The sequence below is a fragment of the Methanosarcina mangrovi genome, from assembly GCF_052057765.1.
Classification (GTDB): domain Archaea; phylum Halobacteriota; class Methanosarcinia; order Methanosarcinales; family Methanosarcinaceae; genus Methanosarcina.
The window spans coordinates 1940254-1952319 of record NZ_CP195120.1; the positions used below are offsets into that span (position 1 = coordinate 1940254).

10 protein-coding genes are annotated in these 12066 nt (G+C 41.8%); 6 read left to right on the forward strand and 4 right to left on the reverse strand.

Annotation, left to right across the window (positions count from 1 at the left end):
• The first annotated feature begins 406 nt into the window (after positions 1 to 406).
• The 3 genes from ACSAZL_RS08835 (at position 407) to ACSAZL_RS08845 (ending at position 2815) form a co-directional block, all read left to right on the forward strand.
• On the forward strand, positions 407 to 1258 hold the full coding sequence (locus ACSAZL_RS08835; RefSeq protein ID WP_440948313.1) for a tetratricopeptide repeat protein: 852 nt from the start codon (positions 407 to 409) through the stop codon (positions 1256 to 1258).
• A 147-nt stretch (positions 1259 to 1405) separates the two neighbouring features.
• Positions 1406 to 2224: a hypothetical protein gene (locus ACSAZL_RS08840; RefSeq protein WP_440948314.1), complete on the forward strand. Its 819-nt coding sequence runs from the start codon at positions 1406 to 1408 to the stop codon at positions 2222 to 2224.
• Positions 2225 to 2446: 222 nt separating this feature from the next.
• Positions 2447 to 2815: a metal-dependent hydrolase gene (locus ACSAZL_RS08845; protein ID WP_440948315.1), complete on the forward strand. Its 369-nt coding sequence runs from the start codon at positions 2447 to 2449 to the stop codon at positions 2813 to 2815.
• Between the two features lie 67 nt (positions 2816 to 2882).
• Here the strand turns inward: ACSAZL_RS08845 and ACSAZL_RS08850 are convergent, their stop codons facing one another.
• The 4 genes from ACSAZL_RS08850 to ACSAZL_RS08865 all read right to left on the reverse strand — a co-directional run bounded on the left by ACSAZL_RS08850 (position 2883) and on the right by ACSAZL_RS08865 (position 6340).
• Complete coding sequence (locus ACSAZL_RS08850; protein ID WP_440948316.1) at positions 2883 to 4175, reverse strand: RNA-binding domain-containing protein; 1293 nt, start codon at positions 4173 to 4175, stop codon at positions 2883 to 2885.
• Positions 4176 to 4463: 288 nt separating this feature from the next.
• Complete coding sequence (locus ACSAZL_RS08855) at positions 4464 to 4700, reverse strand: hypothetical protein (RefSeq protein ID WP_440948317.1); 237 nt, start codon at positions 4698 to 4700, stop codon at positions 4464 to 4466.
• 173 nt (positions 4701 to 4873) lie between these two features.
• Positions 4874 to 5134, reverse strand: coding sequence for a hypothetical protein (locus ACSAZL_RS08860; protein WP_440948318.1), 261 nt, complete (start codon positions 5132 to 5134; stop codon positions 4874 to 4876).
• 747 nt (positions 5135 to 5881) lie between these two features.
• Positions 5882 to 6340: a pyridoxamine 5'-phosphate oxidase family protein gene (locus tag ACSAZL_RS08865; RefSeq protein ID WP_440948319.1), complete on the reverse strand. Its 459-nt coding sequence runs from the start codon at positions 6338 to 6340 to the stop codon at positions 5882 to 5884.
• A gap of 858 nt (positions 6341 to 7198) precedes the next feature.
• Between ACSAZL_RS08865 and ACSAZL_RS08870 the strand changes: the two genes are divergently transcribed.
• From ACSAZL_RS08870 to ACSAZL_RS08880, 3 genes are all read left to right on the forward strand, one after another.
• On the forward strand, positions 7199 to 7840 hold the full coding sequence (locus ACSAZL_RS08870; RefSeq protein WP_440948320.1) for a C39 family peptidase: 642 nt from the start codon (positions 7199 to 7201) through the stop codon (positions 7838 to 7840).
• A 680-nt stretch (positions 7841 to 8520) separates the two neighbouring features.
• The gene (locus ACSAZL_RS08875) at positions 8521 to 10242 is read left to right on the forward strand and encodes a thiamine pyrophosphate-binding protein (RefSeq protein WP_440948321.1); all 1722 of its coding nucleotides are present in this window, start codon (positions 8521 to 8523) and stop codon (positions 10240 to 10242) included.
• 406 nt (positions 10243 to 10648) lie between these two features.
• Positions 10649 to 11893: an IS110-like element ISMac14 family transposase gene (locus ACSAZL_RS08880; RefSeq protein ID WP_440945984.1), complete on the forward strand. Its 1245-nt coding sequence runs from the start codon at positions 10649 to 10651 to the stop codon at positions 11891 to 11893.
• Positions 11894 to 12066: the final 173 nt, after the last annotated feature.

Consider the following 12066-nt stretch of genomic DNA (forward strand, 5'->3'; position numbering starts at 1 on the left):
CTTTGCGGACGGTGAGGACCCCCCTGTTATCTATACGAGGAAGAAACTACCAGATTTGAATCAGCATTAAACCCTTTCACAAAAACCAGGACCGTTTCAAATAATATTTCAAGCAATATGGCAGTATTCCTCCTGAGCCTGAAAATGAGCTCCATATTTTGTAGAACCAGGGCTGGAAATTAAAGTCAGGACCAATGAACCTTATTAGATCGCAGAACACTATATATTATAAAACTCCAGATTTTTATCTGGATAATTAACAGGTTTACTAAACTGGTTTTAAATCCGGATACAAATTCTGATAGTTACATTGATTCCGGTAATACCGTTAATTCCGGCAATATGGCAATACCGACAATTCCGGTAACACCGGCAATATCTATATTCGTGGATATGAGGCAAAAAAATGGCAAAAATGGCAAAAATGGCAAGAACGCTCAAAACCCTTGAAAAAGCCGCAGAGGAGAGTACCGGCAAAGGCAGGGTCTTTTTCGAGATGGGAAAATATGAGGAAGCCCTGCAGGCTTACGGGGAAGCCGCCGAGACCTGGAAAGAAATGGCAGACCTCCTTTTAGAAAATGGGAAAGAGGAGAGTGGAAACATCTTCCTGGGAAAGGTCTTTGAAGCAGAGTCCTGCTGCGGGATGGCTCTTTTCAAGCTCGGAAAGTACGAAGAAGCCCTGGAAGTCGTTGACAAAGCCCTGGAGCTGAACCCCGAAAGCCCCACAGAGTGGTCCAACCGGGGTTTTGTGCTTTCGGCAATGGGCAGGAATGGAGAGGCACTCGAAGCCTTTGATAAAGCCCTTTCCCTGGACCCCGAATCTCCCAAAATCATGACCAACAAAGGGGTTGTCTATTTCAGGATGGGGCTTCCGGAAAAAGCCCTGGAAACCTTTGACAAAGCCCTTGAAGCCGAACCCAAACAGGCTTCGGACTGGGCATGCAAACTTCCCAGGTTCAGCTTTTTCTCCCGAAACAAAGCTCCCATCATGAGACCTGATAATGCTGAGACCTGGCACTGGAAAGGCAATGTGTTTATGGAACTGGGAGAAAAAGAAAAAGCCCTGAGTTCCTACAAAATGGCTCTGGAAAGCGACCCTGACCACCTGAACTCCCTCCTGTGCGGAGGAGCCCTGCTCTGTGAATTTTCAGAATATAAAGAGGCTTTCAAGTGCTATGTGAGAGCCCTTAAACTAAGCCCCGGAATCGAAGCTGCAAAACAGGGAAAAGAGCTCTGCGAAGAAAAGATTAACCAATGAATGTGTATCAATTTAACAGAAGGAAGAAGGAAGAAGGAAGAAGGAAGAAGGAAGAAGGAAGAAACTTAAAATGTTTATAGTTGCAGAGGCTGTTCGGATACAAAAGGTTAAAAGACTTTAAGCATAAGTTTGCGTCAGGGGTTAAAAATGGAAGATACACTTCTCACTATTTTTCGGTTAAGTCTATTCGAAACCCTCTGCGTTACAGGCGCTCTGATCCTTACGGGCATGATCCTCGGAGTACTTGAACATCAGGCTAATTTTTATGTCCAGAGCGTCTTCGGCACTAAAGGGATCATGGCGACAGCCTGGATAGGCACCCCGGTCCACGAAGCCGGCCACCTGCTCATGTGTTATCTCTTCAAGCACAAAGTAAACGAATTCAAACTCTTTACTCTCAGGCCTCGGGACGGAGTCCTTGGCTACGTCAATCACAGCTGGAACCAGAAAAGCCTCTACCAGAACATAGGGAACTTTTTCATAGGCATGGGCCCCATATTCAGCGGAACGCTTTTCCTGATCCTTGGGATGTCCCTCTTCCTGCCTGATTCTTTTTCCACCTTTTCAAACTACCTGGCTCTTGATGCCGGCCAGCCCGACTCTCAGACACTGGTGAGTATCTTTTCACTGACAGCTCAGCTTTTTAAAAGCCTTTTCTCGGCAGAAAACCTGGCTTCAACCGGTTTCTGGGTCTATTTGGCCCTTGCAATCGCGATTTCTTCCCACATAGCCCTGAGTAAAGAAGACCTCAAAGGAACAGCAAGGGGACTTATTACAATTTTCTCCTTCATTTTGTTGGTCAATGCATTTGCCCTGCTTCTAAATGCTGATCTTTCCGGTTTTTTTAACGGAATTCTTACCTTAAACGTTTACCTGCTGGCGTTTGCGATGGTTTCGGTTGTGTTTTCTTCGATCAGGCTGGTTTTAAGTGGTTTTGCTTATGCGCTTGTGTCCAGAATCGGGTGATGTGCAGCAGATTTCCGCCAATGATTCTCCTATAATCCTTACTTTCCTCTACTATCTCCAGTTATTCTCCTACTATCCTCCCTACTGTCCTCTCATGTTCAATGTAGAAATGATGAAATGTAAAATTATGGCCCAAGTGTACCAGAAAATAGAAATACAAAAAAAAATAAAAAAGAAAGTGAAAATAAAAAGAAGATTTTTCTGAAAGCAAGGGGGAATATTGTGACAGGTCGAAAAACGCACATAACCGCAGGAGTTTTAATTTCCTTTGTCCTGATCTGGTATCTGGTTCCGAAAGGACTTGTTCTCAGCCCAGCGCTTCTTCCAATAGCTTTAGTGTCCTCAGCCCTTGGAGCCGTGTTGCCTGACCTGATCGAGCCTCCCAGAAATCGACGCCATCGAAAGTTTTTCCATTCACTGCTTTGCCTGGCACTTTTGCTGCTATATCTTAACCAGACCTATTTAAGTCTTCTAACCGCAGTTCCGGCAGATGAAGTTACTATCGTGCTCTTTTTTTCAGGGACTGGGTATGCTTCCCATCTGGTGCTCGATGCGCTTACGCCTGCGGGGTTGCCGGTCGTGGGGTTGTGATTCTGGAATTATTGTAGGCTGGTCTACTTTCTCATCACAGTTCTCCACAATTCCAGCCGCTCTAAATTCATCTGACCACTTCATACTTCGTCTGTGAACTTGACCCTATTCTTCTGATAAGTTCCAGTTGTTCGAGTTTCTTAAGGTGCTGGAGAACTGTAGGTTTGGAAATGCCTGTAATTTCGGCAATTTCACTGCTTTTAAGGGGAGATACGGCGGATTGCAGGATCTTTTTATCATAATCATCAAGGATCATTGAGAGAGTCTTCTTGAAGATCACTGTAAAGCGGTTGGGATCGGTTTTGAAAGTTACGGAGCAGAGGGGATTCTTTTCTGTTTCCTTTTTGATAAGCTGGATCCCGTAGCCGTACCTTTCTATAAAACCGGTATCATAGAGGAGATTATAGATTGCAGGGTTTCGAGGGACATGATCGGGATCTTCGAGATCTACACCGGGGAGCAAACCGCCGGGATTTTTAATCTCAATTCGATCGGGATAGAGAAAAATTCGAACATCTGCATTGATAACGTAATTCCGGTGAGAAACAGCGTTTATGATCGCTTCCCGAAGAGCCCTTGGTGGATATTCTTCCATTTTAACTCTTCTTGTCCCCATTAGGAATTCGATTTTTTTAACCTCACGCAAAAGGTCTTCGTAAGCGGATTCGATACATTTCCACATAGGACCTTCGTATTCCTTACTCCATATCGGCTGGTCTTTTTCCATGCCTATCATTCTTATTCTTGCATGAGGGATAAACTCTTTAACATCTGTGAAAAATAGTGTGCCTGCATTTGTCAGCATGCTATTTTTTAAGGCTCCTGCACTTCTCAGGTATCGGTTCCGATCTTCATCAGCTATACTTTTACCCCTGCTTTTAGTGATTTCCGTAAAAAACCAGTCCAGAAATTCGCTTTTTGCAATCTCAAAGGGGAGTAATGGCACTTCATCCCAGTTAAGGGTTCCAAGTTCACTGGAAAGCATCACTATTTCCTGAATAGAAAGAGGTCTCGAACTGCATCCTATACGGATATATACTATGCCTCCCACGGAAGAAAGCGTATCTCCTTTCTTAACTTCTACAGCAAGAATGTCTCTACCGTCAATTGAAAACTTTTGTGTTTTCAACTTCAATGGAGGGATTATGTTTTGAGCAGCAGCAGATACGGCTTCCTGGGCCGTTTTTATATCTGTACCCACAATTTTTCCATTATCGTCAACTCCTATGAATAGATACCCGCCGCTGGCATTTGCAAAGGCGGTAAGCTCTTTACTAAGTGTATTTGTGGGTTTCTGCTTAAACTCTACCTTTTCAGACTCTCCTTCTTGAATCAGGGAAAGGAGTTTTTCAATATCCATATTTACTGTAAAGTACTGTAAAGGTAAATATTTAACGGTAATTTCAGTAATTGAGCTTACTGTAAAATTATAGCGTTTACAGTACTTTACAGTAAATAGCTAGCTCCCGTTTTTTTAATCTTATAATTAACGATATAGATCAAAATCCGCTTTCTTTCCCGGTCATTTTCTCTATTTCAATCCTAATCACACACAGCCTGTTAACCTTCCACTCCTCAAACTCAAATAGCCCCTTTTTCCGTAATGCTCGGAAAGAACGGCAAGCCCCTCGACTTTTCCATTGTAATCCTACAGAAACTTTGCCTTACCGTATCCGATAACGCTCCGGTAACGGACGTTATAATTGCAGGGATCGTCAGCGGTGATAAGTTCGGTTTCGATGGCAGCTTCGAAACAGACCATGGGGTTCTTTTTAAGGATCTCGATTTTCCTCCCATTTTTGGGAGCTGCGGAGATAGATAGCGCTTTCTTTATAGCCGAAGGACATGGGGACGATGTACGGGGTTTCGGCATTGGAAGGGGCAAGGAGGAGGAATTTTGCAGTTGAAGGAATTTCTTTGATTTTCTGCGGGTCCTGAATGAGTTTCCGGCTTCCTATTGTTTCACCTAAAAAAGAGGGTTTTGCTGAAAATGCCTGTGAAATGATAAAAACAATAACTTTTTGACAATGTCAAGTTAGGTTTATAACCTCATTTAGATTATTTCAACCCTGGAGATTTTAGGGAAATTCGGAATTCCCAATTTAATTTATTTTTATTTACAGGTAAGAAATTACATCTGACCATCGCTTCTTTAAACTGCTTATTTGTGATAAAGAAACCATCTGGTGCTTGTTCAAAAAGAATTTTAAGTGCATAACTAGTGTAATTTTTATTTGGTGTTTTTTGCGGGAGTATATTTAACATTATCCAATTATCCAGGTCTTTTTTTTCAATGTCGGTTAATTCGTAATCACTCATTTTACTCACTCCTATCTTTCATAATTTGTCAATAAAGTACTACTGAGCTGTGCCTTGATTTCCTTTACTTGTGACCCATAAATTTGTTAAAAGACCTGAACTAATTCCTGCAATGATACCACCAATAAAAACAATAAGATCTCCATCTGAAACATCTATTTGAGATACACTTACACCAAATGTGCTTTTAGTTTTTCTTCATGAAATAGGTTTAGGTTTCTTGCCGGCATGTACACTTTTGTATATTTTTATTATCTTCCTTTATTGTGGGGTTCAGGTCGTTGAGTTTACACAGAGATCATAGATAAAGCCAACCCAGGAGCACATAGGTACGAGCCAATATATAGCCTGATGGTGACAAGAACAGGGGGAGAGTGGGGTGATTCTACCCCTCAAATATTGTCTTATTCCACAGGTATCAATTCAATATATTCCTCACCCTTCCCACATCTCCAACCTCTCCTTTATAGTGTCGTTCTTGCCACGCTCGACGCAGGAGAGCGGCTTTCAAAGTAAAAAGAAAGAAGCAAGGCCAAAAAGTGAATACGCAAAGCCAAAAAGTGAAAAAGCCAAATACCCTGTCAGGATGCGAATTGAATTAAAACTCTCTGAAAAACACTTATTTTCAAGTTTCTTCTTTAGTCTAATTTTCTTTCTTTTTTCGCAGGGCCGCCAGACAAGCTGGCAGAGGCGCTGACTGTTACTTTGTAAATTAAAAATCGGTTTTTGGGTAAAGGAATTAGCAGATTAAAAACCGCTTTCTTTCCCGGTCATCTTCTCAATCTCAATTTTGATCACACACAACCTGTCAACCTTCCATTCCTCAAACTCAAATGGTCCCTTTTTTCCGTAATGCTCGGATAGCACGGTAAGCCCCTCGACCTTTTCATTGTAAGCTTCCAGAAACTTTGCCTGCCCGAACCCGATAACGCTCCTGTAGCGGACGTTATAATTGCAGGGGTCGTCAGCAGTGATAAGTTCGGTTTCGGCGGCGGCTTCAAAACAGACCCTGGGGTTCTTTTTAAGGATCTCGATTTTCCTGCCTTTTTGGGAGCTGTGGAGATAGATGGCGTTTTCCTTATAGCCGAAGGACATGGGGACGATGTACGGGGTTTCGGCATCGGAAAGGGCGAGTCGGAGGAATCTGGCGGTCGAAAGGATGGCTTCGATTTGCTGGGGGTCCTGGATGAGTTTCTGGCTTCCCATACTATTCACCTGAAAGAGATAGTTTGTGAATAATTCTATAATATTTACTAAAAAATTACAGTATTAAATTGTTAACTGCCTATAAAGCGGATTTAAATCATGATGTCTAATGGGTTTGATTTTGTGAATTAAACTCACAGCTCTATAGGATAAAGTGATATCCTAAAAGTTAACGTCAAAGTACTTATCATCCATTTGTAGAAATGATTTGAATTTTAAGACCGCGTCTTAGAGTCTGTCCCTTATAGTAGTTGTCAGGGTAGGTTTGATTTATACGAGTAAAAAACTCTCAAAACCAACTAAAAAATTAACTCTCATTTAACTCAAGATTAAAAGGATGAACTTTTTGTTTCTTTGACGGGTTTTATCGCTTTTTTATTGCCTTGTGCATCTAATCAGCTACTTTGTTTCTAAATCTTGTTTCTCACAATTATAATTATAATATTATAATATTGTATCTTATCTCAGTCGAATACCCCGCTAGCTTGCTGCGGGGATGGAAAACTCCCCCAGTAACCGTTAATGATAATATGATGTATCAATTCCATTTTTGGGCTGTTAATTTCTGCTCAAACTGAATTATTCAGGGTTATTGTCTACTATAACGAAATTTGGAGCGGAGGCGAGAACACACCCTGCAGCTTGCAGAAGGGTGCGCCAGCGCAACTTTGATTCAAAACGCAAATAGTCGCTTAAGCTATTTAGCTACGACTCTTTAATTGAAGAGGCCTGCTTTATACTCTCTAACAAAAACCTGGTCTCTTCTCCTAATTTGAATTTTGTGGGGATACGTCTATGAAAATAGATAATAAGAGTTTGAATATAAGAAAAGCAGCATTTTTTCTAAGCGTTGCTGGTTTGGCAATATTAATAGCTATAGGAATGCCTGCAGGCGCCAGTGAGATCAAAGTTAAATGTGTAGTTCCTGAGAATGGCACAACTATGTTGTTGCAGGTGCCTGATGTGCGCCAATCCACCAACTACTCGTGTGGAGCTTCATGCTTTCAGGCTGTGGTAAGCTATTGGGGCGGTAAAGATATGGGAGAAGGCCAGTTTATTGAGCTCGTCAATACTACTCTCGGAGAGACCGACCGCAAGGGCACCACCCCCAGCGGCATCGTAGAAGGGGCAGAAAAAATGGGGTTCAGAGCCGAGATTAGGGAGAACCTGACACTGGACGATTTGAGAGACTCCATTAATAAGGGCGTTCCAGTAATAGTTAGACTTCAGGCCTGGAAGAATGCGGATCAATCCTGGGAAATGAATGCGAGCAGTCACTACATGGTAGTCATAGGCATAGACAGCAAAAATGTGTACTTTGAAGACCCATGGATACTTGGCAACAGAGGGTATATTCCACATGATGAGTTCATAGAACGCTGGCATACTTTCAGTTATGCATCTCCTACAGCTGATAAAAAAACAAATATGATTCATATGGGAATCTTTATCAGTGGAGACAAGCCTGCACAAAATCCTGGTTTCATACATGTGGACTGATCCAGGTACCAGTATGCTTGAAATGTCCAGAATTGAGAAATCTAAGAGCATGTCATAAAATTAAATATGATTCTGCATTTGGGACGGGACTTACACACTTGAACTGAAAAATAGCATCATTAAGCCGTTAAACCTAGATTCTGCAGATGTACATAAATGTATAATTTATTTGCCTATTTGCCCAATATTATTCGTTAAAAGCAAGATGAGCTTTTAAATTACTGTCCTATTGAGAAAATAGGTGGCATTTTTGTGTACATCTGTGGAAAGTGGTTTTTACCCGTACAATTCGAAGAGGATACATGAAACTGAAGAAGATACATGAAACTGAAGAGAATACATGAAACTTGAAAAAAAGACACATTCGGCTTGTATGGGTATGTTTATTAATAGTTCTTCTGCAACTGTTTTTTTGATTGTATGCCTCACGATCCGGGGTTGAATTGGCAGAAAAACCCACGACAACCCTTAAGTATAATATTCTCCCTTTTCTCCTGTAATGTTAAGTTCTACCACAAACCACACGGAGTTCAATTTACCTGTATCCGTAGTAGTTGTAGTAGTGGTAGTACTCGCTTGAGCAAGAAAAAGAAAACATTCTGGCTCAAGTGTGCTGTTTTTGCTTATTATACTGAATAGTGCGTCCTGTGCCAGTTTTGTTTCTTTCCGGGAGTTTTAAGATGAAAGAAATGAATGGAGCGGAAGTCCTGATTAAGTGTCTGGAGGACCTTGGTGTCAAACACATCTTTGGCTATACGGGGGCAGCAATACTTCCGGTATTCCATGCCCTCAGGCATAGTGATATTGAGATTATAGTTAATTCCAACGAGCAATCGGCAGCATTCAGCGCAGCAGGTTATTCACGGTCAAGCAACAGGGTAGGTGTGGCCATAGTCACATCCGGACCTGCCATAACCAACACGCTCACCAGCGTTGCCGATGCTTATGGGGACAGCATTCCTCTGCTTGTATTTGCAGGACAGGTCCCTGAGCATAAGATAGGCACCGATTCCTTCCAGCATATTAACGTCAAAGGTATTTTCAGAGATGCAGCCAAAAAGGTCATACAGCTCTCCAATGCTGATGACATGGAAACCATAATCAAGGATGCCTATTACTTTGCAAAGTCAGGAAAACCAGGGCCTGTAGTCATAGATTTCCCCCTTGACAAACAGCTGAAAAACCATAAGTATCATGGTATGAAGATCACAAGGTTCGAGGGAAGTTATCACGATGATAAACACCTGTCTGAAGAACAATGCAAAGCCTTTTTTGGACTGTTGCTCAACTCCAGAAGACCCCTGCTCTATCTCGGAGGCGGTCTGAACTCGGAGTCAGGAAGCCAGGCCGTCAGAGAATTCAATGAACTTTTCGGAATACCTTCTGTCAATACACTCATGGCAAAAGGTGTCGTTGACGAAAGGGATGACCTGAACCTGGGAATGCTGGGAATGTTCGGTACACCGTATGCTAACATGCTCATACAGGAGAACGACTTCTTCTTCGCTATCGGGGTACGATGGGATGACCGGGTTGCGGAAAAGGTTGGGTTTGCAATAGGTACTGACATAGCTTACATTGATATCAATCCCGAGAAAATGCATCAGATAAAAATCGAGCGCAGCCCGAAATTTACATTCCTGGGGGACGCCGCTACAGCGCTCCGCGACCTGCTGAACTATGCCAGGAAGCATAACATCCGTCTGGATATTCGGGAATGGCAGATGCGTGCAAGAGACCTGAAAAGGTCGTGGCCTCTGGATTACAACAGAACATCCGAACACATACAGGCTGCCGAGGTCATTTCAATGCTTGCAAGCTACGTTGACGAAAGCACAAAGATAACTACCGGTGTAGGCAACCACCAGATGCTCGCAGCACAGTACCTGCCAATGCACCGCCCAAAATCTTTCATGACTTCCGGCTCCTTCGGCACAATGGGCTTTTCCATGCCCACCGCAATCGGCGTCCATTATGCAAACCCGCGTTCAGGAGTCATAGCAATCGATGGTGACGGCAGTCTGAGGATGAATCTGGGAGAACTGCATACCATCGCATCGCTGGACCTTCCGATCAAGATACTCATGCTGAACAACAGAAGCGATGGTATGGTCCAGAACCTGCAGGATGCAGCTTATGAAGGAATACGCATAGGAACACAAAGGCCAAAAGATGTGAATTTTGCAGAGATTGCAGGGTCATTTGGCTTCGGTTATGCAGAGAGGGTAAGTAGCAGAAACGATTTGAAAGAGAAAATGGAAGCATTTATGAATGCAGACGGACCCTGCTTCCTGGAAGCCTGCACGGACAGGGAAGAGGTCCTGTATCCGAAGGTTCCGGCAGGGGGCTCTTATAAAGATATGATTCTGGGCCCTTACATAAAATCGACTTCACTATCTTAAGAAACATGTTCCGGAACCGTAGGGGAAGCCGAAAGCAGAGTTTCAATCCCGTAGATTCAGGAAATGCGGGCAACGGAACTCCACGCTTTCCGAATCTTAAATGACCTTTCTTCGTTTCATTTTAACTCACATGCAAAACGTTTTCATATAAAACGCATATGAAATTCTTCGAATAACATGCACAAAGAAATGAAAGTAGTTTTTTTCCTTCCCTTTTTATCGATCAACCTCATCATTCTCTTTGGCAGTAAGGTTGTACTTATTTTGGTTCTTCGAAGCCGTGATAAAACTAACCAGTGAATTGCCATCGAAGGCTCAACTGTGACTTTGATCACGGATGCTAAATTGGCCTTTGAGGCAATTCTACTGCCCAAATTAATTTGGTGATCTAATTTGGTGATCTAAATTGGTTGAGGTTATAAACAAAGTTTGTGGTTTAGACATTCACAAACTCTTTTTCATTGCTACAATCCTCAGTAGATCTGGTGAAAAACAGCAACAACATTTCTATAGAACCCCTGACGAAATTTTAGCTTTTAAAAACTGGGTTATCTCAGAGAACTGTGACGTTGTTGCCTGTGAATCAACGAGTGACTTTTGGGTTCCGATTTATGATGCGTTGATAAAACATCTACCTGTTATAGTTGGAAATGCCCGAGATATGAAGGCTTTTACACACAAAAAAACAGATAAGATCGATTCCGAATTCATCGCACAACTTGCATTGAATAATATGGTTCAACCATCAAGAGTTTTCCCAAAAAACCATAGAACATTTCGTTCATGTATTCGGCTTCGCCATAACCTTGTACAAAAAAGAACAGATATAAAAAATGAAGCTCACGCCATACTCGCACCTGAAATGTTTAGTCTGAAGAATGTGCTAACAGATATTTTTGGTAAGAGTGGTAGAGCAATTCTATCAGGAATTTGTTCAGGTAAAAGCGTTGACCAGATTATTGCAAACCTTTCTCCAAATGTTCGTAAGAAAAGTAAGCAGATAAGGGAAATTCTGGACAGAGAAATCTCTCAAGATACTGTATTCAGGCTTCAAATCTGTCTGGATATCATAAAGCATCTTGACAATGAAATCAAAATTTTGGAAAAAGAAATTTTCAATTATGCTTATAGAAATCATAAGCAAGAAATGGAAATTTTAATGTCTGTTCCAGGAATAGGAGAACTTGGAGCAGCAACTCTTATTGCTGAAATAGGTGATTTCAAAGATTTTTCTTCAGGAGATAAGCTTGCTTCATGGCTTGGCCTAGTTCCGAAGGTGTACCAATCAGCGGATAAATACCATAACGGTAGAATCACTAAGAGAGGATCTAAGGAAGCAAGGTGGATCCTAACACAGATTGCCCAGGCAGCAGCAAGAACGAAAAATAGCAGGTTAAAAGAGTTTTTCAACAGAAAAAAGAAGTCGATTGGACATTCAAAGGCGATTATTGCCCTAGCAAGAAAAATTGCAACAATTATCTGGCATCTTATTACAAAAGAGGAGATGTATGAAGATGAAACTGGATATAAAAAGGGAGAAATTCAAAAGAGAAAGATAGTTGAGACTGAGATGTTCTCAGTTGATGAAAGGATCAAAATAATGAGTGAAATATACGTAATTGCGAGAAATGACGAAAAAGAGAGTACGTGAGGAAGATCTCCTCATATACTTTCATGCTAAATGAAACGTTTTTTATAGGTTACAGCCCTTAAAATCTCAGTGGAGCAGTAAAATGGACATCAAGAAAATTATCTGTGCGGCTATATCTATTCTCATTTCTTTATTGATTTTGGTCATTATTTTTAAGTATACTCCAAACCCGT

Bases quoted from the DNA above. Each gene is read 5' to 3' on its own strand.
- ACSAZL_RS08835 (WP_440948313.1), top strand. From the start codon at position 407: ATGGCAAAAATGGCAAAAATGGCAAGAACGCTCAAAACCCTTGAAAAA.
- ACSAZL_RS08850 (WP_440948316.1), bottom strand. From the start codon at position 4,175: ATGGATATTGAAAAACTCCTTTCCCTGATTCAAGAAGGAGAGTCTGAA.
- ACSAZL_RS08840 (WP_440948314.1), top strand. From the start codon at position 1,406: ATGGAAGATACACTTCTCACTATTTTTCGGTTAAGTCTATTCGAAACC.
- ACSAZL_RS08860 (WP_440948318.1), bottom strand. From the start codon at position 5,134: ATGAGTGATTACGAATTAACCGACATTGAAAAAAAAGACCTGGATAAT.
- ACSAZL_RS08865 (WP_440948319.1), bottom strand. From the start codon at position 6,340: ATGGGAAGCCAGAAACTCATCCAGGACCCCCAGCAAATCGAAGCCATC.
- ACSAZL_RS08875 (WP_440948321.1), top strand. From the start codon at position 8,521: ATGAAAGAAATGAATGGAGCGGAAGTCCTGATTAAGTGTCTGGAGGAC.